Annotated in this window: 20 protein-coding genes and 2 pseudogenes; 9 read left to right on the forward strand and 13 right to left on the reverse strand. The window is 64.0% G+C overall.

Annotation, left to right across the window (positions count from 1 at the left end):
* Positions 1–44: 44 nt before the first annotated feature.
* The 6 genes from SLQ30_RS10070 to SLQ30_RS10095 form a co-directional block, all read right to left on the reverse strand.
* Entirely contained in the window at positions 45–1,889 is a 1,845-nt protein-coding gene (locus SLQ30_RS10070) for an AAA family ATPase (protein WP_319446139.1), read from the reverse strand.
* Complete coding sequence (locus SLQ30_RS10075) at positions 1,886–2,887, reverse strand: hypothetical protein (protein ID WP_319446140.1); 1,002 nt, start codon at positions 2,885–2,887, stop codon at positions 1,886–1,888. The genes SLQ30_RS10070 and SLQ30_RS10075 overlap by 4 nt, the downstream gene beginning before the upstream one ends.
* Positions 2,884–3,561 (reverse strand): sigma-70 family RNA polymerase sigma factor, encoded by a 678-nt coding sequence (locus SLQ30_RS10080; protein WP_319446141.1) that lies wholly within the window; start codon positions 3,559–3,561, stop codon positions 2,884–2,886. Before SLQ30_RS10080 ends, SLQ30_RS10075 begins: the two co-directional genes overlap by 4 nt.
* Positions 3,562–3,724: 163 nt before the next feature.
* Positions 3,725–5,305 (reverse strand): ThiF family adenylyltransferase, encoded by a 1,581-nt coding sequence (locus SLQ30_RS10085; protein ID WP_319446142.1) that lies wholly within the window; start codon positions 5,303–5,305, stop codon positions 3,725–3,727.
* The gene (locus SLQ30_RS10090) at positions 5,302–5,649 is read right to left on the reverse strand and encodes a hypothetical protein (RefSeq protein ID WP_319446143.1); all 348 of its coding nucleotides are present in this window, start codon (positions 5,647–5,649) and stop codon (positions 5,302–5,304) included. The genes SLQ30_RS10085 and SLQ30_RS10090 overlap by 4 nt, the downstream gene beginning before the upstream one ends.
* Positions 5,649–5,888 (reverse strand): hypothetical protein, encoded by a 240-nt coding sequence (locus SLQ30_RS10095; RefSeq protein ID WP_319458313.1) that lies wholly within the window; start codon positions 5,886–5,888, stop codon positions 5,649–5,651. Before SLQ30_RS10095 ends, SLQ30_RS10090 begins: the two co-directional genes overlap by 1 nt.
* Before the next feature lie 606 nt (positions 5,889–6,494).
* Between SLQ30_RS10095 and SLQ30_RS10100 the strand changes: the two genes are divergently transcribed.
* Positions 6,495–6,767 (forward strand): type II toxin-antitoxin system prevent-host-death family antitoxin, encoded by a 273-nt coding sequence (locus tag SLQ30_RS10100; RefSeq protein ID WP_319446145.1) that lies wholly within the window; start codon positions 6,495–6,497, stop codon positions 6,765–6,767.
* Positions 6,768–6,776: 9 nt separating this feature from the next.
* Here the strand turns inward: SLQ30_RS10100 and SLQ30_RS10105 are convergent.
* Positions 6,777–7,184: pseudogene (locus tag SLQ30_RS10105) on the reverse strand (restriction endonuclease); the annotation flags it as partial.
* Positions 7,185–7,504: 320 nt separating this feature from the next.
* Here SLQ30_RS10105 and SLQ30_RS10110 point away from each other — a divergent pair.
* A complete protein-coding gene (locus SLQ30_RS10110; RefSeq protein WP_319446146.1) occupies positions 7,505–9,796 on the forward strand; it encodes a hypothetical protein in 2,292 nt (763 codons plus the stop codon).
* Positions 9,797–9,880: 84 nt separating this feature from the next.
* Here SLQ30_RS10110 and SLQ30_RS10115 read toward each other — a convergent pair whose 3' ends face one another.
* Positions 9,881–11,542 carry a hypothetical protein gene (locus SLQ30_RS10115; RefSeq protein ID WP_319446147.1) on the reverse strand — a complete coding sequence of 554 codons (1,662 nt, stop codon included), beginning with the start codon at positions 11,540–11,542 and terminating at the stop codon, positions 9,881–9,883.
* A gap of 350 nt (positions 11,543–11,892) precedes the next feature.
* Between SLQ30_RS10115 and SLQ30_RS10120 the strand changes: the two genes are divergently transcribed.
* The 5 genes from SLQ30_RS10120 (at position 11,893) to SLQ30_RS10140 (ending at position 20,742) form a co-directional block, all read left to right on the forward strand.
* The gene (locus SLQ30_RS10120; RefSeq protein WP_319446148.1) at positions 11,893–13,677 is read left to right on the forward strand and encodes a hypothetical protein; all 1,785 of its coding nucleotides are present in this window, start codon (positions 11,893–11,895) and stop codon (positions 13,675–13,677) included.
* A 226-nt stretch (positions 13,678–13,903) separates the two neighbouring features.
* On the forward strand, positions 13,904–15,043 hold the full coding sequence (locus tag SLQ30_RS10125; protein ID WP_319446149.1) for a type II toxin-antitoxin system HicA family toxin: 1,140 nt from the start codon (positions 13,904–13,906) through the stop codon (positions 15,041–15,043).
* A gap of 22 nt (positions 15,044–15,065) precedes the next feature.
* Positions 15,066–16,121, forward strand: a complete 1,056-nt coding sequence (locus SLQ30_RS10130; RefSeq protein ID WP_319446150.1) for a DUF3800 domain-containing protein — start codon at positions 15,066–15,068, stop codon at positions 16,119–16,121.
* A gap of 155 nt (positions 16,122–16,276) precedes the next feature.
* Positions 16,277–19,489 (forward strand): DEAD/DEAH box helicase, encoded by a 3,213-nt coding sequence (locus SLQ30_RS10135; protein WP_319446151.1) that lies wholly within the window; start codon positions 16,277–16,279, stop codon positions 19,487–19,489.
* Positions 19,490–19,869: 380 nt separating this feature from the next.
* A complete protein-coding gene (locus SLQ30_RS10140; protein WP_319446152.1) occupies positions 19,870–20,742 on the forward strand; it encodes a class I SAM-dependent methyltransferase in 873 nt (290 codons plus the stop codon).
* A gap of 94 nt (positions 20,743–20,836) precedes the next feature.
* Here SLQ30_RS10140 and SLQ30_RS10145 read toward each other — a convergent pair.
* The 5 genes and pseudogenes from SLQ30_RS10145 to SLQ30_RS10165 all read right to left on the reverse strand — a co-directional run bounded on the left by SLQ30_RS10145 (position 20,837) and on the right by SLQ30_RS10165 (position 23,519).
* Positions 20,837–21,254: pseudogene (locus SLQ30_RS10145) on the reverse strand (TA system VapC family ribonuclease toxin).
* 9 nt (positions 21,255–21,263) lie between these two features.
* Positions 21,264–21,485 carry an antitoxin gene (locus SLQ30_RS10150; RefSeq protein ID WP_319446153.1) on the reverse strand — a complete coding sequence of 74 codons (222 nt, stop codon included), beginning with the start codon at positions 21,483–21,485 and terminating at the stop codon, positions 21,264–21,266.
* A gap of 115 nt (positions 21,486–21,600) precedes the next feature.
* Positions 21,601–21,963: a metallopeptidase family protein gene (locus tag SLQ30_RS10155; protein WP_319446154.1), complete on the reverse strand. Its 363-nt coding sequence runs from the start codon at positions 21,961–21,963 to the stop codon at positions 21,601–21,603.
* Between the two features lie 434 nt (positions 21,964–22,397).
* A complete protein-coding gene (locus tag SLQ30_RS10160) occupies positions 22,398–22,877 on the reverse strand; it encodes a DUF309 domain-containing protein (protein ID WP_319446155.1) in 480 nt (159 codons plus the stop codon).
* An 81-nt stretch (positions 22,878–22,958) separates the two neighbouring features.
* Complete coding sequence (locus SLQ30_RS10165) at positions 22,959–23,519, reverse strand: helix-turn-helix domain-containing protein (RefSeq protein WP_319446156.1); 561 nt, start codon at positions 23,517–23,519, stop codon at positions 22,959–22,961.
* Positions 23,520–23,604: 85 nt separating this feature from the next.
* On the opposite strand from SLQ30_RS10165, the gene SLQ30_RS10170 reads away from it, so the two are divergent.
* Together SLQ30_RS10170 and SLQ30_RS10175 are read left to right on the forward strand one after the other, a co-directional pair.
* Positions 23,605–24,303, forward strand: a complete 699-nt coding sequence (locus tag SLQ30_RS10170) for an SDR family NAD(P)-dependent oxidoreductase (RefSeq protein ID WP_319446487.1) — start codon at positions 23,605–23,607, stop codon at positions 24,301–24,303.
* Positions 24,304–24,382: 79 nt separating this feature from the next.
* Positions 24,383–24,886, forward strand: coding sequence for a nitroreductase family deazaflavin-dependent oxidoreductase (locus SLQ30_RS10175; protein WP_319446157.1), 504 nt, complete (start codon positions 24,383–24,385; stop codon positions 24,884–24,886).
* Positions 24,887–24,915: the final 29 nt, after the last annotated feature.

Genomic DNA, 24,915 nt, shown 5'->3' on the forward strand with positions numbered 1-24,915 from the left:
GCGCCCTCCCGCAGACGCGCCCAGATCGTACGGGAATCCATCCATCACGACGCGGACCGCACGTAGCGCAGCTCGGTGGCGCCGTCGCGGGCGAGATTACGGGCGAGCTGGTCCTCATAGGTCGTGACCAGCAGCTGACGCGTGTGGTCTCCGGCGGTGGCCATCAAGGACGCCGCCAAGCGCCGATTGCGCGGATCGAGGTGCTCCAGCGGTTCGTCGAGCCACAGGAAGGAAGCCTTCGTGCAGGCCTCCAACACCAGCAGCCGCGTCGCCAGCAGAGCGATGACCTTCTCCCCGCTGGAGAACTGGTCGAAATCGATGTGGTGCGAGCCGCGAAGCAACACCAACCGACCATCGTGCTGAAGCCGCAACTCGCCGCGGTTGACGAACACCCGCTTCCACCGGTGCGTGATTTCGGTGACCAGGGGGTCAATGCGTTCGGTCAGCACCGCATTGGCGGTACCCGACATCACCTGGGCGGCGATGTTGGCGACCGCCTCACGCCGATGAGCCAGCTGCGAACGTCGCCGCAGCGTGGCCGTGGACTCCTCGTCACTGACGCGCTGCGCCATCAGATCGCGCCGCACCCGCGCCTCGGCCGCCCGGTCCACCCACCGCGCCTCAGCGACGCGGGCCTGCTCGAGATCCTCAGTCGCAGCAACGATGTCGCCATCCGAGGGCACTGTCGACGGCAACGGCAACGGCGTCGGCGCCCGCAGCCGTGCGGCCTGGCCGATCAACACGCGAATGTTCTGCAACCGTTCCGTGTGCGCGGTCACCGCGGCGCGGAGCTCGGTGTCACGTTGCAGCAGCGTCGCCGTCGACTGTTCGTGCGCCGTGGAGGCCGCCGCCAGGTCCGCCGGACTCAACGGGCGTCGACACACCGGGCATTCGCCGCCGGCGTCGTGTAGCTCACCGGCGGCGGCACGGGCAGCGCTCATTCGAGCGCTCACCATGGCCAGTTCGGCCCGGTGCGTGTCGAGTTGCTGCGTCGCCTCGGCTTCCGCACGATCCAGTTCAGCGCGCGTCGCCGCGAACGGATCATCCAGCCGGCCCACACCGCGACCGCCAGCGGCCGCGTCTGGAGCGACCGCCGGCGCCGCGCCCGTGGGCTCGCTACCGGAGATCGCCAGCGCGCGAATCCGTGCACGGATCTGCTCGAGCTCCACCCGGTCACGATCGTCCCGCTGTCCGGCGGCCTGGACCGCCTTCAGCCGCTCCACGACATCGCGAGCGGCGCTCGCCGCTTCCGCGGCACGAGCACGGCCCCGTTCGACTGCGACCAGCGCTTCGTCCAAAGCGGTCAACTGTTCCCGCAACGCCGTGAGGTCGGCCGCTGTTCGCCGGTCCTGTTGGCGGTAGCGCTTCGCGTCGGCCGCCGCGGCGGCGTGCGTGCGCGCCAGAGCATCAGCGGCGGCTCGCAGATCGTCGACGCCGAAGACGTGGCACAGGTGCTGATGCAGTTGAGCCAACCCGAGCGAGTGATCAGCCACCGCGGAACTAGGCAACATGGTCGTACGAGAAAGGAATTCGCGTGAGGCCCCGAATGCATCGGCCATCAGAATCGCGAGCCCGTCGTCATCTAGCTCGGTGTCGCCGACCGCAGCGCGCAGCGACTCGGTGCGACCGCCCAGCGCACGTCGCACGGTGGCCAGGCGGCCGTCGGGCAACTCGAGGTCCACCTCGACGCTGAGCTGATCCTGCCCGAAACGGCGCGCCGCGGCGGCATCGACACCGGACAACGATCCGTACAGGCCCCATCCCGCAGCCTGGATCAGGGAGGTCTTGCCGATGCCGTTTTCGGCCACGACGAAGGTGACGCCGGCGTCGAGTGTGAGGGTGAGTCGGTCGAATGCACGCCAGCCCTCGATGCGCAGTTCACGGATCATGCGGCCTCCCGCACGATGGAGTCCACTGCTGCATCTGCGGTTTCGTCGTCGACCTCGATGCGGCTCAGTTCCTGCACCAGGCCGGCGAATGTCTCAACCGACCCGCTCAGCGCCCGGTAGGCGTCCTTCTTGTCGCCGCGGTAGGCGCGACTGGTTTCTGCCTCCAGCACGCTGCGTGCGATCTGCGCGGCCAACGCCGCGAGGTCGAACGGCTCGTGCAGTTCGATGTCCAGGCGGTACGGCTCCCAAGTCGGTGCGGCCGCTTCCAGCATCCGCCGGAGCGCCTGCGGCGCCGTCAGCACCGGCAACCATGGAACGGTCAGGTTGTCCGACGGCGCCACCACCACGGCGGCCTCGAGGTCGCCGGGTGTCAGCAACTGCGTCAGCAGTTCGGCGGAGCCGTCGGTGACCACGCCGACATAAGCGAGGTCGGCGTCGGCGAACAGCGTTTGGACATCAGCGCGCACATCGGTGGTGATGACCGGTTCCTCGGCGTCGATGGGAAAGAACGTCGCCCGCAGATCCAGATAGGACGCCGTCACCACCGAGCCCACCACGTCATTGGGCTCGGTGCGGATGATCACGCGGCGGTCGACGTCCCGCAGGGCGGTGGCGATCCGTTCCATGCGGGCGCGCTGACGATCCAACCCCGACCGCGCACCGGTCGTATCGGGGCCGGAGTCGTGGTGCACCGCGGCCGCGGAGGCTCGTGCGGTCCGTAGCGCGGCTTCGAACTCGGTTCCCACGAGCAGTTCTTCAAACGATGGAGTCGATCTGGACACGTCGTTGCCCTGGCCCGCGAGCACGGTGTTGACCACCGCGACCGCGTCCGCGCGATCATCGTCGGCCAGCTCGTCGAATGCCGGGCGCGGTCCGACACCGTCGAGGAAGTCCAGATAGGCAACAACGGCGGCCTCGACCGGAGTCATCGCCGGCTGGTCTTGGTCGGCCCCGCAGGACGTCGATGTGGACTCGCGGTCTGTGTCGTCAGTGTTCATCGTTGCTTCCGTTCCACGGTGTGCTCTGAGAGGTTCGGGTCGCGACTGGCTCGTTCATGCAGCGCCAGCAATGACTGGGTGAGAATCTGTCCGACCCGCTGACCAGTCAAGTCCAGTTCTCGGCCGATGTCCGCGCGGCTGCGTCCGTTGATGACTGTGTCCACCACGATGGTGCGCGCGGGCTCGGGTAGCGACGCGATCAGCGGCCGCAGCGCCGCAAACCGTTCGTGTTGTTCATAAGCGAGCTCGGGGTTGTGCCACCACGCGGTGGCCGGTGTGCCGGTGTGCTCGTCGAGCGCCTCGTCGAATGCGGTGACGGTGATCTGGTCGGGCTCATCGTCTGGTGCGTCGCGGCGACGCCGGCCCTTAGTTGCCCGCCGCAGCGCGTCAACCGCCCGCGCATGCGCGAACTGCATACTCAGCGCCTCCCAGTTGGGAGCGTCTCGTTGATTCAGCAGCGCCAGCAGTGCTTCCTGCAATACGTCTCGGTCGGACTCACCGCCAATGAGCAGTTGCTCCTCCCCGGCCTGGCAGGCCCGCCCGAACAGGGTGCGCTGGATCGCCACGTGCATGGTGCGGGTGATCTTCTGCAGCCGCACCGAGTCGGCCAACAGCGGATGCTGCTGGCCGCTCTGATAGCCATCGGCCGGGCCGACGTCAGCGGGTTCATTCATGGTCCTGCCCTACTGTCGACGCTTCCGCGGGAATCGAAAGCGACCACGCCGGGGGGGGCTGATGAAAATGTTCCCCGGCGGTCGGTATACGCCGCAGTACACCCCATCCCAGTGACAACGAACACGACCTGCACCAGCATCGGCAGTGCAGTCATGGACCGGGTCAGCTGTGAAGTCGTCGCAGCGCACGACGAATTCGTCGCGTTCGCAGCCGGCATCGCGCGTCATCGATTACGCGCAAGGCACGCACACCGACACCGACACGACGGGCATCGTGTCGGCGACGTTCGGCGTCGGCGGCCGGGTGCGGGCCCGTCAATCGAGTGGCCGTATCACCGCGGCCGCATTCGGCTTCGACCGGACACGCCGGGCGACTAGTGACATCCAGGTGTTCCAGAGTGTGGCTGCTGAGCAGATACTGCAGCGGCCCCGGCTCACCGAGGCCGCCGGGCGCGACGTTGAGACTGACGTACTGGGCCAGTAGCGATGCTGCGGCGCTGATGGAGAGCACCGCGACGTTCGCTGACGTGTACTGAGGCTCCGGACCCGCGCTGTGGCCATCCCGCCCGGTGATGTACGCGGGATCGTCGAGAGCACCGGACCGGTCGGCGGCCACCGCTCCCAGATCGAGTTGTCCATTGCACCCCATGCACGGCCGTCCTGGACGCAGGACATGGGATCGCCACGTGGCGTTGCGCATCCCAGTGCCGTCGTCGAAAGTGTCGATGGCGATGCCGCCATCGATGACCGGGATGTAATCGCCGTAAGCGAGCAGATTGAGCACCGCTCGAGGCCAAGGCCGGTCCACAGCGCAGATGATCTCGTCGAAATCCAGCGCGACCGTCAGACCCTCGGGCTCGCATACGCTCAGGTCCCACGCGTCGACGGCGATCGTGGGGCTGGTCGCGTTGTCGGTGACCAGACGGCGGGCCAGTTCGATCTTGCTGCGGCGCAACCACGCGTCGATGGCCGTGGCACCGATGAGCCGGTCGAGATTATGCACCTCAACAGTGTCGAAGTCCATCAATCCGATGCGGGTCAGTCCCGTGGCCGCCAACCGGACCGCGACGTCGAGCCCGACGCTGCCCAGACCGACGACGAGCACGGAACGGCGCGCTAGATCGGCGTGGCGCAGCGAACCCCAGCTCGTCACCGATCGGACGTTCGTAGGCGCCGACCGTGGTGGCGGGGCCCGCGCGTCATCCCAGAACACCCGAAGGTGCTCACCGACGACACGCACGTTTTCGCATCCGGTGTAGGCCACATCGCCGCCCAACCCGTGATCCCAATGCCGCGCCGACCACGTCCCATCCCGCCCGGCGAGGGTCATGCCGACCAGCGACAGCCCGGTCATCTCGCGCACCAGGTTCGCGAAGGCGCTTTCCGCGTCGTGGTCGGGCCCACTCATGTGCTGCCAGCCACGTGCGCCGGGATGACTGTGCAGCATCACCACCCCCTCGCCGCGCCCTGCGGCGTGGGCTGCGACCCGCCACATGTAATCGCCGCTGATGCTGGCGTTGCCGTGTACGTCGCGGTCGCCCGGCTCAGGCAGATGAACACGGCCCAGCAACGCCGTGCGTCGCCGCAATCCGGTAGAGGGCTGGTAGGTCGCCAGGCAGAGATCTTCTTGCCCGTCGTCGCGCAGAAGGTGCCCGCGCAGTGCCTCGTCGGTGACGGTTGTCATAGCCACCGAGGTGCGCTGCGTCATCGTGCTCGCTGCCACGCGCCGTTGCGCAGTCTTCACCGTGCGTCCCCCAGTACGCCACGCACGTGGGCCACCCACGCCTGGCCGGGATCCGGATCGCTGCCCCAGTCGTTGATCTGGCGCGAATGGCGGATCCAGCCGTCAACCGGCGAAGGCTGGCTGTTGGTGTGCTCGAACACCACCGCAGCCGGCAAATGAATCCAGTGCGGCGGAGCGATCGGCCACCCAACCAGCTCAGCGACCTCCACGCCGGTACCCATCATCGCGCCCGAGTGCGGGCCGCTGATGACGTCCACCGTGTAGACGATCAGCGGCCCGCGCCGTTCCGGCGCGGCGCCCAGGGCCAGCAAGTCGGCCACGAACACATCCACCGGATCAGACATCACGCAACGTCGGCGCGCTGCCGGATCGAAACGAATCGATCGCCCGGATGGATCTCGACGATCTCGTCATCGCAGAACCGGTTCGGACCCTCCCGGTGGCCATGCAGCCGACCCAGGTCATAGCGGCCCGGATCCAACCCGGCCAACCGGAGCAGATCGGCTGCCGGTTGTCGGCGCACCGTCGTGCCATAGGTCTTGCCGTCGATGCTGAACTCGATCCGCTTGTGCAATCCGGTCACAGTGTGCTGATCATTTTCATTGCGGTGCGGGCTGTTCATCGGAACCTCCAAAATGCCGTGGCCTCAACGGGCCGACTCGCTCTTACACCACTCTGTCGACACCCGCACCGCGACCGAAAGTCACTTGTTCAACCAAAACGCGGTCTGGCCGCGGGGCGCTGATGTTGACGTGCAGTCATCCCTGCAACGGCTTCCAAACCGCGGGCCGACACTCGGCGGCCTCGTTGACTACGAATCACGGTGGTGGGCCCGACGTCCGCACAACTCCGTCACCCGCACTCGGTCCGAAGTGCTGCGCTGCACGGCAACTCACACATTCACCACCCGGACGCACCCGAGTGTCCATCAAGGTTCGATACGCGTGCAGCTAACCTCGATCTGGGCACTGTTCTTGGGTGGTCCAGATTGCAGACTTGCTGTCCACGTCAGGACGCGTGTGAGCCCTGCGTGACTCATCACGCACGCTGACGCGCTCTTCCCTCTCGGCAGCAGGTATTCGTGCTGGGCAGAGTCACCAGCGCAGGCTTCGTTTGGGCCTTCGACCTGACGATTGCCCTCGTAAGATTCATCGCGCCCAATCCAAGTACAGGCGGCTACCTTGGCCATGTGGGTCATGTATCTACACGAGTGCTCAACCAAGAGACATCAAAGGTGTTGGCCCGCGTCAAGCGTGGCGAGGAAATCACCATTACTGAGCGTGGAAAGGTGATCGCCCGAATCATCCCGGCTTCCTCGGGCCCGCTCGACGCGTTGATCAGTGCAGGCAGGGTCCGACCGGCGACTGCGCGCGGTCCGGCGCCTCGCCCCACCATTGCGATCAGTGACGGTCTCGACGCGGGCACACTCCTGCAGCGTATGCGCGCCGAGGAACGATACTAGGGCCGCGATCTACCTGGCGGTGTCCACCGCGACATCTTCGACCTGCCGGATGCGCGTGGTGACTGCCATGTCGAACTCCTTGAGCAGTTCGCACAGGCGGGCGCCGTCGATGAGGTCGCGTGGTGGCGCACCGTCCCGTGCTGCTTCAGCCGTGAAGGTGCCGGTCGTGATGAGAAGCCCCTTGTCGCCGCGACCCATCATCGCGCCGCGAAAGTCGCGCACCGCGCCGGCTCCGACCGAGCCGACATGCCGCTTGCATTGGAAGAACACAGTTCAGCTCACCAGGGAGAGCCGGTGCACGCCCACCCCGTCGATTCCGCCGCCGGACTTCCCGGTCACTCGGGTGTTGGTGAGCCCGGCCTCCCACAGGAGTCGTTGTTCCAGCCGCTCCAACGCCGCGGGCTCCATCTTCATCAAGGCGGCGGGAAATTGGTCTTGTCATGCCTCGTCGGCCGCTGGCGCGTCAGGAGTCGCTTCAACACACCGCTGATGCAGGTTGCCCGGGGTGCTGAGCGATTGATCGCCGCAGACGACGGGCCAACTTCGGCACGTGACAGCGGCGCGGTGCGTCAGATTCGCCGTTCGTGCCACCGAAGCTAGACGGTTCACCAGTTTCAAAACCTCGACGTGTCTCTGTCAACATTGTCGGCAGCATGCGGTAGAAGTCACGTGTGCGGCTCCTCCGATACCTGCGCCGGCGGTTCCTTGGTCGCCAATTCGTTGACAGCGAGCTACGGATGGCGTCGATCGATGCGCCCGTCGATGAACCCGAAGAACCGCAGGATCCTCGCAGCGACGAATTCGGCGCAGCGTGGTCGATGCTCGACGACGCCGCACAGGTTGCTCAAACGATGGCCAGTGAGTGGAACGCGCTTGTCGGCACCGAGCTGTTCAGAAGCTCGGTCTACCTTGACGACGACGGCGCAGGTCAGGTCGACGTTCTCGTTGACGAATACGAGGAGCATCGACTCGAACCGCTTGAGCGTGCAGCGCGCGAGTTCATCGAGCGGCTGCTCTTATGCGGCCGCGAGGCATTGCGGGCTGCTGAGCGCTGCGTCTCCGGACCACTACGGTCGCCTGACGGCGATCATCTCCCTCGCTTTCCATTCGTTGCGACCGCGGCCGAGTTTCTTCAGCTAATCGATTCTGGTGCGTTGTCAGGACTGCGGCCCGACCAAATCCAACTCATCGAGCAGTTTCAGCCTTACTACCGCGCCAGCGTGGATGACGAGCCGCGCCAAGTGCTTCGAGCGGTGGTGACACGCCTCATGCGGCTTGAAGGCTTGTTGCAAAGCGACGGTCGGCCAGTGGTTGCGTTCAGTGCGCACTCTGCCAGTCCGATGGTCGAAGTCGACCTGCCGGCGACGGTGACCGAATTGCAAGGCTTCCCCGACGGAGTGCTTGTTGACTGGCATCGCGTCGCGACGTTTCGTGTCCCGGCGGGCACCCAAGGTGTGCGGGCCAATCCCAACATCGCATTTGATCCGATATTGAATGCTGAGCCCTGGCCCGATGACCCAGACGACAACATGAGTGTTCAGGTACGAGCACTGCTGTGCGTTGTTGAAGAACTAATCCGTGCCTTGGAGCGCTCGGTCGGCTTGAGAAGTGCTCTTCATGGTGGTTACTTCCGGTTCGTCCCGCTCGAGGACGACCCGGTCTGGACGCGGATCGACCTCAGTGAGACTCCCGAAATCGAAGCCGGAATGCGCAATTCCGAACTGGGCCTCGCAACATATCGCTCGGGCGATGAGGTCATCATGCTGGTCCAGCGCCTCGACGGGGTGTACGCACGCCTCGTTCCCGCGCCGGTACCCCTCGACCCAGATCGTGACCGAGGCCCGGCTGCTGAGGAAGCGGCCAGAGACTCAGCATCGCTGTGGGGGCTCCCAGATTTTGTTTTCCAACCCGAAACAGTTCAACGGGGCAACGCCACCCGCGAAGTGGGCGACGGCACAATCGTCTGCGGAAACCGCGGCCTCGCAGTACAAGTCAAAGCAAGAACATCGGCTGCTGACCAAGCCGACCGCGAGCGATCATGGATCATCAAGAAAGCAAGGGAAGGCGCTCGCCAGGCGGCAGGGTCCGTCCGAACGGTTCAGCGGTCACCACTTGCTCACACGAACCTGCGCGGACGATCAATTATCCTTGACGGCAACGAAATTGAGTGGGTCGGCGTGGTGATCATCGACCACGACTCGCCTCCCGAGGACCTTTCGGCCTACACAGAGGCAGTCACCATCCCGCATGTCGTTGTCTTCAGAAAGGAGTGGGAGTTCCTGTTCGACCAGCTGCGCTCGACCACAGCGGTTGTCGACTACTTCCATCGAATCGCCGATCACCACACAGAACCCGGCGAGCACGTTGCCGATTACTACGAACTGGCGCTTGCCGACGAGCAGGCAGGTCCGGATCTCACACGGTCTCTAATCCCCACCGCGCTGCGCAACCCTGCAGTTCATACATCGCACCCGATTCTGCCGGTTGCACCGGCAAGCGCGGCAGACGAATACGGGGCGCGGATGTACCGGCAGATGCTTGAAGATATCGCCGAAAGCTCTTGGGATCGTGACGAATCACAGCGTGTCCACGCGCTGTATCTACTCGACAACCTGCCGGTTGCCGAGCGGGCAACGATGGGCCGCCGGCTCCTAACCCATCTGGGACGAGCTCCACAGATGCAGGCGGGCAGCAGTCGCTGGGATTTTCGGCGTTACCTGCTCGGAAATGCGTACCTGCATCTGGCGTATGCGGTGTGCAACCAGTTCACCGACCTCCACAAGGAAGCATTCAAGCGGTGGGTCATGCTCCGCCACCATGAATGGACCAACGAACTGGAGCCCCACAAACGCGACGATGCCACGACCGTGGCAGTCCTGCTGACCCCGCGGCACGATAGGGTACGTCCCTGGGACACAAGTGTTTTCGCAGCCTTCGGCGACCTAGCGCTGGAACCTGACGACCTGGTAGCGATGCAACGCCTGTGGAACAACCCGCAAAACATGGTGACTGACACGAGCGCGCCGTAGCGGGACCGCGGATCGGTGAAACGCACACCCGACCTGGACGCTACGCGAGTCATTCACACGGGCAGTCCTCGCGGCGTCGCTGACTTAGCTTGCCTGATCGAACTTCTGCAGCAGCGCATCCAGGATTTGCTCATCGTCATATCCGTGGTCGGAGCCGAGCGGATCCAATGCCAGCGCTCCGATGGCCTCGATGGGCACCCACGCAGGAATCTCGCCGTAGTCGCGTTCAAACCTGACTGGTCGGTAGGTTTTGCGGTCGAGTTGTTCGACCCAGCTTGCGCAGGAGAGGACAAGTGGCTCCAGCATCGTAGGGTCGGTTTGCAGAGCGTGAGCAAGGCGTTCGCGCACTTCCTCATCCGAGGTCACACGAGCGAAGGCATACATCATCGATTGACCGTTAATGTCGTTGCCCGCCCATGACGCCGCGCTGGACCAGTCGGTCTCAGACCACAGGCGCTGCAGCTGTTCACGTGCGGCGTCGGCGTGGGCGTTCTGTTCCTCGGACGCGCCGGTGCGCGGAATTGCTGCTTGAAGTAGCGCCGTCGCGGCGCAGATCGGGAGCTGCTGTCGGTCACGCTCGACCAACTCGAGCAGGTCATCCTCGCTGGCATTACCCGCCACGGCAACGGCAAGGTGAGCTGTCGTGTCCAGGCCGTATGGGAGCAAATGCGCGGTCGGTGGAATGGTCGCCGCGTACTCGGTGGCCTCGGCAACACGCTCGCGTAGCGCGGGGACGTAGGGGCGATGGCTGACACGGACGAATGGCCGGGCTTCCTCGAGAAGCTGTTGATGTTCGGCGAACGGGTCCGCAATGTCTTTCTCGCCGACGACCATTGGCGGTTCGGGCACATCGACATGTTCGCCACGCGAGGCCCGAACCAGGTCGTCAACAGCCCGCTGAAGGTCGGCCACTGCGGTGTCGAATACGCCGTCCGCATCCGGGTCGGCGCGTGTTGTCCAGGCCGAAGCCTCCTCAACCACCCGAGTGATCGCACGATCTAGTGCCTCGCACCAGGGCGCCACCTGAGGCCGCGTCGTGAGGACCGCGGCGAGTTCGATCCGCGCCGCCTCGGACGATGGCCGCACCTCATCGAGTGCCGCACTCAAAGCCTCATGAATGCCCTGTTGTAGCGGGCGAACCTGAAATTCCGAGGGTTCAAGGTACACAGGGTCACCGTTATCGTCCCACGCGGTGAAGGACCTCTTGGTCTGTTCGTTCAGCTGCTGCCATCGGCGTGACCACGATCGAGGGCCACTGCGAGTCCGCTCCGCGACGAGCCGTAGCGCCTCGACCCGCCGCACCAACTCAACTGTTGCAGGCGCGTGCAGAACGTCGAACGTCTCCGACGCGACGAGAACCTCAGTCACCTCCTCGTCGCTGATCAGCCAGTTACGTTGGATATCGTCGTACTCCGCGATCTGCGCCGCCTTCCATTCACGAAGCATCTCCGCCGGGAAACCGTCCGGGGTCTCATCGATCTCGTAAGAATGCTCGATACACAACAGGATCAGATTGGCACTGGCCCGGTTGTCCTCCGGAAGCATGTCGATCCACCGTGGCCCGCCCTCTCGCCGCGCGTGGATGTGGGCTACCCGGCTGTTCAACACCCGATTACCCGTCTCGTTGTTGAGCTTGTATAGCGGCCGCTGGCACTGCGGATGCGCACAACGAAACGCCGACCCATAGAGCTGACGGACTGTTGCCGCTGTGGGCGGCGGGTATGCGGTGTCCGTCTTGCTCGCCATGGTGCCAATTGTCGTCCAGAGGGTGGCTCAACCCAGGCAGGCGCGGCGCGCCACCTCCTTAGATTCGTGCCTAAAGGCCATCGCTCCGTGAGAATGAGGTGTGATCCGAGATCTTCACGTCGCGGGTGTCCCCGGCGCCCCATCCCTCGGCGAGTTACGTTGCCTACAGACGGCTGTTCGGCTGCAACTGCGGCTCGAGTTCCTGGTCCGAATTGGTCGGCGATCACGAACGGTGATGTCCCGGCCCTGTGCATCGCTGTTGGTTCGTTCCAACGACCGCCATCAGGTCCGCGGCCGCTGACATGGCCAAGAGAAGACCGCAGACGCCGTTGCAACTTCGTGGCCAGCTGATGCTGCAGGTTTCCGCTGGCCGCTACTTTCGGCCCGATATAGAAATCCGGGAACGCCCCCACCGGCGCACGGTGTACACCAATGCGTGGCTGCTCGATCCCACGTCCGTCGGCCTGCCAGTCGGCACCATTACCGGTTCAACCGAGTTCGCCGCCGTCTCGACGGTGATGATCGAAGCGATGGATCGGCTCGAAGCGCAGAAATTTGATGGCAGCGCTTCAATGCTCGTCGCGACAGGCGGCGATGAACTCATCGATGATGTCGCCTATGTGACGTCGTTTGTGCTGAATCGCACGTTCAGCCGCAACGATGATCAAGTTCATCGCCTGGTCGTAGCCGATGGCTCGGCTCGTCGCCGTCATAGCGCGGCCAGTATGTTTCCCGGATTGTTCGACGGTGCGCAGGTCGTTCACGCGACCGAATGGGACGCCGTCCAAGCGTTCATGACCGATCTGGTCGCGCTCGGACGCGAGGATTTCGCGCGCTCCATGCGAGTTATCCGCACCACTGTGGACGCGACGCGACGAGCCATCGGTGACCCGACTGGCGCCTACACCGATATCGTCGCGGCATTGGAATCACTTGGCGACGATCACCTAACCAGCCCGACGACATGGGATCGCTACGACTCAGCCAAACGTAAGATCATCGATTCCGCGCTGAGCGACCTCGACGCCGCCGACGCCGCGCGAGTGCGAAATGCAATCTTGGAGGCGGATCGGGCGGGTCTCAAACGACGGTTCGTCGCGTCCACCCTCGCCCGAATCTCCCCCGCCTACTACCGGGCAGAGGCCGGCAACGCAGTACGGCCGCCGCGGGCAGCCGACCTTGAGCGAATGTTGGGTATCGCGTACGACATCCGCTCCCGGCGAAGCCATGTCCTGCAAGACCTGGGCGCCGAAGCCTGGATTTTCGCCGACGGTGCGGAGACGACGTTTGAAGTCAAGTTCGACCGCATCCTCACCCTGGCCGGTTTGTGGAGATTGACCCGTCACGTCGTGATGCGTTTCGTTGCCGATGCCCCCAAGACCCAGCCCGAACCCTGGGACTATTGGGGCGCGTTGCCGGGACAAGTTCAGTTGCAGCTTGCACCCCAGTACTGGATCGGCAACGCAGAAGCATTCGATGACTGGAGCGCAGCGCGGTTTAACGGTGCCGTCGAGGCCCTGTTGTCGTGGCGGTCGGGCGAGAGCAACGACGGCTTTAACCTCACCGCCGTCGTCGACAAGATCGAGCACACAGTGCCACGGCTACCAGACGGCGACGCGAAGACCACGATGGTGGCCCTGCACGTGCTCTGGCATGACTCGCTGCGCCCGCAAGACCGCAGCACGATCGCAGCCGAGTTCATCGAGAAGTACGGGTCTTGCCTCGACTTGCCTACGCCAATGGCCTTCACTGTCGGCGTTCTCTGCGACCGAGGCATTCCGGTTTGGACTGCTGACCAGTGGTCCGAACTGGCCTCGAGCCGCCACGCCGCGCGGCGCACGGGGAAGGAAGACCCACTTCCGGCGACCATCGACGCGCTGCTACAGCTGGAGGCCGCCGATCAACTGGAAGCTGCTGGCCGCCATGAGGAGGCGGTCGCGTTGGCCGCTAACGCCGTCGAAGAGTCGCCAGGTAATGCGGCCATCATCGCGTGGGAACAGCGATTGCTGTCCGACGACCACGACCCCGACTTCGACGCGCACCAATTCCTTTACGGCAGAAGATCGAACGCTAACTCGCGCGATGAGACGGCGGCGGAATCGCGAGCTGTCGTTGACGGGCCAAACGCTGACTAATTAGCTAACGCGTCGCGCAGGACTACGACAAGTCCCGGGTGGCCACATCGCTCAAGGCTGGGCTCGACGGATTGCCGAACGTTGACCTGGGCCACAGAGGTTCGCCTCCGCCTGCGGTGTCGCCCCCACGCATCACCCCGTTAGCTGGGGTTCTCGGACATTGTTCCGGATTTCTTCGCCGTCGTGGCGTCAGAGCAATTTTTAACGAGTGTGGCAATATCGGCTCGTGGCTGACCCGCTGTCACTACATGAGGTAGTCGACACCCTTGTCGAGATGGACCTTGTCGATCTCGACGGCGACGGCCCGTGGCCGGGCGACCCAGACGACTCCGACGCTTACGAGCCGGAATGGACTCAGATTCACCCAAAGGAATCGGACATGGGTGCGTCGCTCGACCGGGTGCCAGGGCGACCGGACGCCTACGACGAGATCCTAGAGCGGGCGACTGGCGGTTTCCTGGTCCCGCCCCCCGATGTGTTGGACGCCCTTGCCTGGTACACACCAATCCACCATTTCGGTCTTGGCTCGGCGATCTACATTCGGGAGTCGGCTGTGTTCGACGTTGCCGCCGCGATCATCAATCGGCTTCCGGCGCCGGAGCGCCAGGTGCACGAGAACGTCGACGGTGCGTTACGTGCAGCAATGTCGGTGCTGTACCTCCACGAGGCCTATCACCACAAGATCGAATCGCTAGCGATCCGATTCGAAATGGTGGAGCGCATGAGGCGCTACATCCCCTATTCAAAGGAGGTGTACATCCCACTCATTCAGCAACGATCTGACGACGTGCTCGAAGAGGCCCTCGCGTGCGCCGAGATGTATCGCCGCTTCAAGGCTGAGAATCTCTACCGCCGAGGCGTTCCCAAGCCGGTGCGTGAAGCGACACTGGCGATGCTCCTGGCATGGTTTCGGACCCTTCCTCCCAGCTACCGTGAAGCTGGCCGCTACCTCCATGACCGAACGTTCGACCAGGCGCAACGCATGCTGATGAGCCAAGTGCATGAAGCAGCCGCCGAACCCAAGCGCACGGCCGTTGAGTGGAACCTGGCACCGCACCTCTGCCGTGGCCTGTTCGACTGTCAGCGCATTACTCACGTACTGGTGCCGAAAGGCCAGGAACCGATCCTGCCCTGGATCGGCCACACCCCGGCACTTCCCTCAGTGAGCAGCAGTAAGGCCATCCAACATCTGGAAAATCGAGGCTGGAAAGTTGACCCGGGCCGAGGCAAGGGGTCGCACATTCGACTCAAACATGTTGGGAAGCAACCGCTTACAATCCCTGCGAACCGCGAGTCGCTTTCTCCGCCCGTGTTGAAATCTGTCGCGAGTGCGCTGGGTGTGCGGCTCGCGGATCTGGCGTTCTAGCCACTATGGACGCTCTCGGACAATGGGCAACCTAGTCACATCGGTCGGGGCCGGTGCTGCACGACCCGTTCAAATCGCGTGCGATGAATCCGGTTCTGACGGAGAAAATCTCATCGATGGTAGCTCAAGGGTCTTCGCCCACGGCAGCACCGATCTCGATGCGGCAGCCGCATCGCAGTTTATCGACGACCTTCGCGGGACCGTGAAGTTCCAAGGTCCCGAACTGAAATCCGCTACGTTGCTGCAGAATGCGCAGCGGCGGGCGGCGCTCCTGGATACGTTCGCTACCGGTGGACCACTGTCAAGCAGGGTGAAGTTTCTGGTAATGGACAAGTGGTACGTGGCGGCAGCCAAGGTCATTGACCTGGTGATCGAGGAGGACGCCTACGCGAATGGCGTCGACATCTATTCGACGGGCGAGGCCTATCGGATGGCGCAGACTCTGATGAGGGAAGGGCCCCGCGCGTTCGGCGAAAGCCGTTGGCAACAGCTGCTCGGTGAGTTTGTGTCGTTTGTTCGCCGCAGGCAGAGGGTGGGAACGAAAACGACTCAAATTGAGCTGATTCAGACGATCGATGATCTCCGCCTACGGAACAATCGACGCAGTGTTACCGCAATAATGCAACGGCTGTGGCAGGGTCGGCACCACCTTGAGGACTACGGGCCGGACAGTCCGATCGCGAGCATGGGAACGCTGGAACCGATCGTTCCCGCGATCGTTAGCACGGCCAAAGCCTGGCACCATGTGCATCACATCCCTATTGAGATCGTTCACGATCGCTACGCGGCGCTGACTCCCGCCGCGGTCAAGGACATACTGGCGGTATCCACCGCCAGGTGGCCAAACATGGGTATCCCGCCGCCAATTACCTCACTGCAGCAGGTGGATTCGCGCACTGACGCACGTGTGCAAGTCGCAGATCTTGTGGCCGGGGTGGGTGCCTGGGCCGCGCGCAGCGCTCTCGACGGAATGCTCACCGATCAGGACGCCGAACTTATTCGCCCCTATATGATAGGGGACTCGATGTGGGCGGACGTCCCAAGTTGGATCCAGTTGTACGGGCGGACGTTACGGTGATACATGACCTCATAGCAACAGTTGCCCGGTGGACCGAACGTCAGCCACGACCAGCGACCCGAGAGTGCGCGCAAGACAAGGGGAACCGACAAAACTTAGCGGAACGGTCGCGATGATCCGACGCCAGACCACCAATCTGATGGTTTACCGACGCGATGGTGACGCGCGGCCCATGGGAGGTCTGCGTGGCGATTAGTACAGCCAATGTCTGGGCCGAGCAGTTCGATGTCGGCGGCAACACAATTCGTCAGCTGCTCGTTCCCGCATGCGGGGAGCTAGCCGTCTCCGAGGACGCTGGTGACATCAGTGTGCATGGCTGTTACGGTCAATGGCCGGCCATCCGTGGCGCGGGCGGTGATGCTGTTGAGCATCTCGTCGCGGTCCTTCCGACCGTCAATCGGTCAACGTTTCGCGTCAGCTGGAGCGGTAATCGCAAGCTGCTGGATCCCGATGCGGTGCTTGAGACTTTCAGGGAAGCAATCGGTTTCACTCCTCACGACGAGCCCGGCAGCTTGCGCCGTCCACAGATCGCCGCTTTGCACTCAATCGTCGGATACCAGTCCTCGGGCTTGGACGAGCCCGCCATCGTCGTAATGCCCACCGGCACTGGGAAAACCGAGACGATGCTCGCGTGGATGGTGGCCACCCGCCCGGCCAAACTGTTGGTGATCGTGCCGTCCACCGCACTGCGCGATCAGATCGCGGCGAAGTTCGAATCGCTGGGGATTCTGCAGCGCGAAGGCATTGTGTCGCCGATGGCGCAGCGGCCATGCGTCGGCCGTCTCGAGCACGGATTCACCGATCCCGGTGACGCTGCGATCTTCGTTCAACGATGCAACGTGGTGGTGGCAACGCCCAACGCCCTACACGCGGGCGATCCTGAGGCGCGTGCTGTGCTGTTGGACCGCTTCACCCACCTTGTGGTCGACGAGGCTCACCATGCACCCGCGACGACGTGGAACGCCATCATCCGCCAGTTCGACACGCGTCCAGTTCTGCTGTTCACCGCGACACCGTTCCGCACGGACGGACGTTCGCTGCCAGGCCGCTTCATTTCGCGATTCCCGCTGCGCGAGGCCCAAAACGACGGTTACTTCAGTCGCATCGAATTCGCCTCCATTGCCGCGATCGAGGACCCTGACCGCGACCTTGCGACCGCCGCGGTTGCGCGACTGCGGAGGGATCGCGAGGCCGGATTCGAGCACATCTTGCTGGCGCGCGCCGCGACGAAGGCGCGCGCCGAGGAGATATTCGCGATGTACCAGTCGATGGCACCCGAGACTGAACCGCGGCTGCTGCACGACGGTCTCACCGCGCGCCGAAAGGCAGAAGTACTCGCCGCACTTTCCAACCGCCAATGCCATCTGATCGTCTGTGTCGACATGCTCGGCGAGGGCTTCGACCTGCCCAACCTGAAAATCGCTGCCTTTCACGACAACCGCAGGTCCCTGGGGCCGGTGATACAGCTCGTCGGACGGTTGGCGAGAACGAAATCTACGACATCTATTGGTCCGGCGAGCGTATTCGTCTCCCGAGACCCCGCAACGCTGTTCTCACCGTTGCGAAAGCTGCTTAGGGAAGACCCCGACTGGGACAAGGTCCTCAGCGACATCACCGACCACGCGATAGCCAGGGCTGAAGAGATCAGCGAGTTCGATCAGTCCTTTACAACGACACCGTCGGAGGTGCCCGTCGGTTTGGTGGAGCCGAAAATGAGCGCCGTGGCCTACCGAACCTACGCGACCGAGTGGAATCCTGATGCAGCGCTGGATGTTTACGGTGAATCCGTACTGGAAGGCGTCATCAGCGTGAGCTCGGCCGACAACGTCGCGTGGTTCGTGATCGAGTCGGTCGGTGACCTCAGATGGGGTGAGGTACCTGGATTGCAGGCCGTGTCATACGACTTGGTCGCGATGTACTTCGACAACAGTCTCGGTTTGCTGTTCATCCACGGCTCCGATACTGATCGCAAGTACGACGAGTTGGCCCAGGCCGTGCTCGGCGAAGAGTCGGCGATGGTCCGCGGGATGGACACGTTCCGTGTCTTTGCAAGGGTTGATCGCTTGATACCGACCAATGTCGGGTTGCTCGATTCGCGGGACCGCGACAAGCGCTTCTCCATGCACGTCGGCAGCGATGTGGAAACCGCACTGAATGAGGCCGAACGCAACCACAAAACCAACACCCATATCGCCGCGAAAGCGTTCGAGGACGGCGAACGGGTGACGATCGCTGCCGCGCTGTCGGGCCGCTTCTGGTCGATGCGTACCGCGCCTGGCCTATCTCAGTGGCGGGACTGGTGTCGGCGCCAAGGCACCAAATTACTTGATACATCGGTCGAATTGCGTTCCTTGTTCCGGGAGATGATCATCCCGATGGCGGTAACACAGCGTCCCCAGCACCCGCTGCTGGCTCTGGAATGGCCGTGGAACCTCTACCTCGGCACCGGCACCGCTCAACACGCGCTCTACGACGGCATGAGATTCTTACTCACCGATGTCGACTTCCGGGTCGACGATCACTCAACGGAAGGACCATTCCGGTTCTCGGTCGTGACAACTCAGTGGGAGGTTCCGTATACCGCGGTGGTGGGTAATACGGGTCTGCACTATCGAGCCGTCGGTGCGGAGGTCGAGGTCGAGAGCCGCGGATCGACAGTCCAGTTGTCGACATGGTTCAACAACCACAAGCCGACCCTGTTCCTCAGCGGCGACCGACTCATCACCGGCGATGATCGCTTGCTCGAGCCGCGCACTGAACTGCCGCCCTACGACCGCGCCAACCTATCGACGCTGCCGTGGGCTGCTGACGGAGTCGATATCACGGTGGAGTCCCAAGGTGTCAACCGGCGCCAAGACTCCGTTCAGGCCTACATGGCTCGATACCTGCAGCAGCATCAGGCATTCGATGTCCTCATCGACGACGACCGGGCCGGCGAGGCAGCTGATCTGGTGGGTCTACGGATCGACGGCAGCGATTTGGTTGTCACACTGGTGCACTGCAAATACTCATCGCAATCCACCCCCGGCGGCCGGCTCGCTGACCTCTACGAGGTATGCGGTCAGGCCACCCGCGGGGCCCGCTGGCGGGACCATGGAGCGATCCCGCTGATCAACCACATCGATCGCCGCGCACGCAACTACGCAGTGCGAACAGGACAAACCGCCTACGAAGCCGGTGATCGAGAAGCACTCCTGCGCATTCAGGAACGCGCACCGCTGCTGTTCATCCGATTCGCGACCATCATCGCCCAACCAGGACTAAGCGTCGCGGCGAGCACGAACGAACAGATGCGCTTGCTCGCGGGCGCCGAGTCCTACGTCAGGGCGGTGACCAAGGGGACGTTCGGCGTCTACTGCTCCACCTGACCGACCCGGACAGCGCCCTCCAGGCCAAACCCAACTGGATCAACCAGATGAACTCCGCCCTCCGGCGCTCTCAAATCTTTCTGGATTTCTTCCGGCACTTTCACGTTGTCGTGGATTTCCTGGCCTAATGCCGTCCGCAAACAGTTGAGAGTGCGCTGGTCAGAACTCGCCCTCACTCTCAGCAAGTTCCGGATCGGACACCTATCCGGAACCTGTTGTGAGTGACTCAGGAAGACTTGGCCGCACCGCCATATCGCAGCCGGGACGGGGTCGACGACGTAGGGCTGATCCCCCATGTACGGCGCCTGGTCCGAGTAAGAATGATCTGCACGGGGTCTTGTGTGCACAGGTCACTACGTTTGCGGAGTCTGGAGGCGCCGATGAACGCGATCGACCCTGCCCTCACGGCGGCCGAGGATGGCGGGTTGCGCGCGTCGCTGCGCGCGATGTGGGCATCAGTGGCCCCTTCGTGGGGTGAGCTCGCTGAACACGTTGACGCTCGGGGGTCCGTCGTGGCTCACGCGATGCTGGATTCCGCCGACCTTCAACGCGGGGAGCGCGTGCTCGAGCTCGCCTGCGGCCCAGGCGGTGTGGGCATGGCCGCGGCCGCGATCGTGGGCCGGGAGGGTGCGGTGGTGCTGTCCGACGTCGCACCGGAGATGACGGCGATCGCCGCCGAGCGAGCGAAAAATGCCGGCCTTACAAACGTCACAACGCGCGAAGTAGACCTCGAGCGGATCGACTATCCGGAGGCAGCCTTTGACAAGGTGCTGTGCCGAGAAGGCCTGATGCTCGTGCCGGATCCAGCGTCCGCTATGCGGGAGGCCCGCCGGATCCTCCGGCCACACGGCTGCGCTGTCTTCGCCGTCTGGGGACCCCGTGATCGCAATCCGTGGTTGGGCGTGCTGTTCGACGCCGTAACAGCCCAGACGGGCTTGCCTGTCCCGCCGCCCGGCCTTCCTGGGCCGTTCTCGCTTGGAGCACCCGGCGCACTCGGCCAGTTGTTGGCTGGGGCAGGTTTTTCTGGCACAAACGTCTGCGAGATCCCGACGCCGATGAAGGCCTCTTCAGTCGACGAGTGGTGGTCGGTGGTCCCCTGGCTGGCGGGGCCCCTTGCGCGGGTGTTGGGGTCACTTCCCGCCGAGGTGAACGCCGCCATCCGTGCCCGTGTCGACGTGGCGATGGCAGACTTCGCCACTCCCGACGGTTACGAACTGCCGGGCGTCAGCATCCTCGGCGTCGGGCGCCGCTAGCGCCTCGGCCCAGGGTTTCCGGTCAGGCCATCTCCGACACGACGTGTCGAGGGCGCTGACGATCGCTGAGCGCCTTCGAATGCAACAGCCGCACTCAAAGCGTGGTCAGCAACTCCACATCGCATCCCTGCGCGAGAGAAACGATGGCAGCGTCGAAGGTAACAAGGCGCACTCCCCTGCGGCGCGCGAGCGTGAGCAGATGTGCGTCTGTCACTTGGCGGTGACCGGCGATGGTTGGAACGTCGTCGTCAACGAGTGACACGTCGTCGGATAAAGAACCGGTGGCCATCAGCCCCGCGCAGGGCAGCAAGGACACGCCTCGCGTCAGCCACTCCGATTGGACACGGAAGCACCTTTGGATTCGTTGACACGCGAACGAACCCACTTTCGGTAATGGGGCAGGTCGCCCAACCCTGCGACGCATTGGCGGCGAACCACTCGCGCACACGCACGTGGTGGATGTGGGAATCCCACGCCAAAGCGATCAGCGCGTTGACGTCGAGCAGCGCCATCGTCGGCGGTCAGTCCTCGTCGAGCGCACGCCGGACGATCTCCGGTGTGATCGGCGGCGTGCCGGACGGCACACGGATGACAGGCAAGCCATCGGCGGCCTCGACGCGCGACGGGGTGAGGCCGCGGCGCGCCAACTCGGAGATCACTGCACCCAGGGACCGCCGCTCGCCGGCGGCGAGTTCGCGTGCTGCGGCGACCACGTCGTCATCGATGTCCAGGGTTGTCCGCACATCGTGACGCTATCGCATCAACGCATCAAACCTGCTGCACTTTGGTCACGCCGCCGCAGAAGGTCACACGTCGACCCGTCGGCCCGCAAGATTCGGGCGGAGCTTTGGCGCAATGTCAGTATCGATCGAGCTCGATCAATCGCTCGTCGCTGATCCCGAAGTGATGCGCAATCTCATGGAGCACGACGTGCCTGGCCTCGCGGCGTAGGCGATCCACGTCGCCGGCAGCGAGTCGCGTGATCGGCCCGCTGTAGATGCTGATCTTGTCGGGAAGCACTCCGCTGTACGTGCTGCTCCTTCGAGGGAGGGGTACGCCGCGGTACAGGCCGAGCAGCGGCTGCCCGTCGGGAGGCTCGTCCTCGACGACGATCTCGACGTTGCTCATCGCCGCACGGAGTGCGGCCGGCAGGGAGCTCAGCGCGTCGTCGATCGCCTCTTCGAACGGATCATTGCGACCCGGCCCCGAACGCGCATCCATCTCCGCAATGGTGCCAGAATCGGTGCAGGGATGGAGCCGGCTACTTCATGGTGGCTTGGTGGAGTCGGTCGCGGCACCTACGGAGTTGGCGCCACTGAGATGCGGGTGTCCAATGGACTGATGACCAGGGTCATCGTTGTGGGTGCTGGTCTCGCGGGCCTGTGTGCCGCCTTTCGCCTTGCCGACGATGGATGCGAGGTCTGGTCGCGGATGCAGGGTTGCACCTACGGCGCACGCGGTTGTGGGCGGGCACTTGGCAATTAAGGCGTGAAACCGCCATGGATGGGCGTTTGATGTCTTCCAGTGCCCTGCATGACATTCGCGCGCTTCTCCGAATGACGTTGGGCTCCAAGAGCCTTGCCACTGTTCGCCGTGGTCCTTGGCAGCCTGCCAAAAGTCAGTGTTTGCGTGGCACAACCGAACCCAGCGACAAGCTACGGTTTCACCAGCACGGGGCGGAGTCGATTGGTCGGGGAAATATCAGCGTCCGCAGCGATATCGTCGACGAGCGCAGTGGCCCATCCGACGAGACCGTCGACGTCTACGCCGTACGGCGCCGGATGAGCCGTCAGACGCAAGTGATCAGACCCGCGGTGGAGCAACGTGGCCGCCCCATCGAGGTTGCCGCGCTGCACGTGAACGATGCCGACGGCGAGTTGGGCCAGGCCTTGCCACAGCGCCCGCTCGGCGTCCGGGCCATTCTTCCACGCGGCTTCGAGCACTTCGTGCGCGTTGAATGCGAGGCCCTGGTTCAGTAGATCCTGCGCGTAGGCGAGCGATTCGGACGGCGGCAACTCGAGCTCGTCCGGGATCCGCGGCACGCCGACACCGCCGGCCGGGAGAAGTCGGCCCAGGGCGTCGCGCGGCCGGGCGTTGCGAGGCCGACCGCCCTCGTCACGATCGCGTTGTGCCATGTCCCCTCCTACCCGTAACGGCAGTTCATCAGTCTACGCAATATGCTCTGCCCCAATATCTTTCACACTGCGCCAGACGCTTCAGGACCTCCTCGCGCGCAGCCCGTCGAGAATGAAGCCGAGATGCCGGCGCCAGACGGTGTCGTCCCCGTCTGCCATCGCGATTACCTTCGACATCGCCCAGACGACAGTGGCTAGATCCGGTGGACCGAAATCGCGTCGCAGTGCGCCGGCCGCCTGCGCGCGCTGGAGCACGTCCGCCAGCACACCACCGGATCGCCCACATTCGGCGGCGATGTCCACCGGCCCGATCGGACTCCGTGCGATCGCATCATTGAGGGCTCGGTCGCTGGCCATGACCCCGAACAAGCCCACCAGGAATCCGGTGAAGCCGTTCCAGGAATCCGGTTCAGCTAGCGCGGCTTCTGCGAGCCGCCCCATCTCGGCCATCCGTTCGGGCAGGACGGCATCGAGCAACGCTCCCCGATTCGGAAAGTGGTTGTACAGGGTGCCAATGCTGACCCCCGCTCGCCGCGCTACTTCCTCGAGTGGCACGTCCACTCCCCGGTCGGCGAACAACTCCGCGGCGGCCGTCAACAGTCGGTCGCGATTGCGGGCTGCGTCAGCACGCAGGGAAGCCATGCGTCCATCCTAGCCAAAGTTGAGGCTAGTCTCACTTTATGTTATTAAGTTGAGTATGACCTCAACTTATTCTCCCGTCTTGCTCGTGCTGGGCGCGGGACCAGGGCTCGGATTGTCGTTGGCACATCGGTTCGGTGCCGAAAACCACTCCGTAGCACTGATATCCCGCAGCGCCTCCCGGCATCGCGACTACCTGCAATCGCTGGAGGCCGCGGGTATCGACGCCGCAGCGTTCACCGCCGACGTGAACGATCCACCGAGCCTGCGCGCCGCGGTCACTGCGGCGCGGCGCCGATTCGGCCGCATCGACGTCGGGTACTACGGGCCGGCAGACATGGCGTCATTGCCCGGTGGTATCACTCAACTCTCCGCGGCAGATGCCGAAAGTGCGCTTCGCAGTGTCGTTTCCGCGGTCGACTTCGCGTCGCTGCTCATCCCAGAACTGGTCGAACGCGGCTCGGGCGGATTGCTGTTCGCCGGCGGACTCAGCAGTGTGGTGCCGATGCCGCCGCTCGGTGGCCTGGCGCTGTCCAGCGCGGCGTTGCGGAACTACGCGATCACGCTGCATGCCGCCCTGGCGCCGGCCGGCGTCTACGCAGGCACGCTGACCATCGGCGGGCTGATAGAGCGCGGGGACATCCACCGCGCCATGACGGCGGATCCGAACATGTTCGGCGGCGCGACGGCAAGCACGCTGAACCCCGATGAGCTGGCCAACACGGCGTGGCGGCTGTACCAAGAACGAACCGGCGCCGAAGCAGTCGTGAGTACCTTCACCGACTGACCCGTTCTTCCGCGATGTCACAACCGGCAGAGCCCGTTCGTCTATTACGAATAACGGGTAGTCAACCGAGGGAGGTGCAATGACGATGAAAGCACAAACGCCCCACTGGATTGCGGCTGTCGGTGCGCGGCTATTGGGAACTCGCTGGCTCGTCCGCGCTCCGATCTGGATCTACAAGACTGGAGCAGGACGTGTGCTTGGCGACCGCTTCGTGATGCTCGAACACGTCGGCCGAAAGTCCGGTAAGCGGCGGCACGTCGTGCTCGAAGTCTTTCGACATCCCACACCCGATGTCTATATCGTCGCCGCCGGCCACGGCGAGCGCGCTCAGTGGTTGCGCAACGTAGGCGTCAATCCACGCGTACGCCTCCATGTCGCTACCCGCATGCCAGTCAGTGCTACCGCCCGTCGACTCGACCAGTCGGAAGCCGATGGCGAGCTGGCCGCCTACCGGGCACAACACCCTCGGCTGTGGGCGGCATTCAAACCCGTGCTTGAACAGACGCTTGGCACTGCCATCGCCGAATCTGGTTCCGAACTGCCGATGGTCGAGCTGCGACTCGATCCGCGGACGTCACGATGAGCCTCGTCGAAGTTGCGTGGCACGATCGA

The organism is Mycobacterium sp. RTGN4, from assembly GCF_033804635.1.
In the GTDB taxonomy this organism is placed as follows: domain Bacteria; phylum Actinomycetota; class Actinomycetes; order Mycobacteriales; family Mycobacteriaceae; genus Mycobacterium.

Bases quoted from the DNA above. Each gene is read 5' to 3' on its own strand.
- SLQ30_RS10115 (WP_319446147.1), bottom strand. From the start codon at position 11,542: ATGGCGAGCAAGACGGACACCGCATACCCGCCGCCCACAGCGGCAACA.
- SLQ30_RS10155 (WP_319446154.1), bottom strand. From the start codon at position 21,963: ATGGATGCGCGTTCGGGGCCGGGTCGCAATGATCCGTTCGAAGAGGCG.
- SLQ30_RS10120 (WP_319446148.1), top strand. From the start codon at position 11,893: ATGCTGCAGGTTTCCGCTGGCCGCTACTTTCGGCCCGATATAGAAATC.
- SLQ30_RS10110 (WP_319446146.1), top strand. From the start codon at position 7,505: ATGGCGTCGATCGATGCGCCCGTCGATGAACCCGAAGAACCGCAGGAT.
- SLQ30_RS10160 (WP_319446155.1), bottom strand. From the start codon at position 22,877: ATGGCACAACGCGATCGTGACGAGGGCGGTCGGCCTCGCAACGCCCGG.
- SLQ30_RS10080 (WP_319446141.1), bottom strand. From the start codon at position 3,561: ATGAATGAACCCGCTGACGTCGGCCCGGCCGATGGCTATCAGAGCGGC.
- SLQ30_RS10175 (WP_319446157.1), top strand. From the start codon at position 24,383: ATGACGATGAAAGCACAAACGCCCCACTGGATTGCGGCTGTCGGTGCG.
- SLQ30_RS10130 (WP_319446150.1), top strand. From the start codon at position 15,066: ATGGGCAACCTAGTCACATCGGTCGGGGCCGGTGCTGCACGACCCGTT.
- SLQ30_RS10070 (WP_319446139.1), bottom strand. From the start codon at position 1,889: ATGATCCGTGAACTGCGCATCGAGGGCTGGCGTGCATTCGACCGACTC.
- SLQ30_RS10135 (WP_319446151.1), top strand. From the start codon at position 16,277: ATGGTGACGCGCGGCCCATGGGAGGTCTGCGTGGCGATTAGTACAGCC.
- SLQ30_RS10090 (WP_319446143.1), bottom strand. From the start codon at position 5,649: ATGTCTGATCCGGTGGATGTGTTCGTGGCCGACTTGCTGGCCCTGGGC.
- SLQ30_RS10140 (WP_319446152.1), top strand. From the start codon at position 19,870: ATGAACGCGATCGACCCTGCCCTCACGGCGGCCGAGGATGGCGGGTTG.
- SLQ30_RS10165 (WP_319446156.1), bottom strand. From the start codon at position 23,519: ATGGCTTCCCTGCGTGCTGACGCAGCCCGCAATCGCGACCGACTGTTG.
- SLQ30_RS10075 (WP_319446140.1), bottom strand. From the start codon at position 2,887: ATGAACACTGACGACACAGACCGCGAGTCCACATCGACGTCCTGCGGG.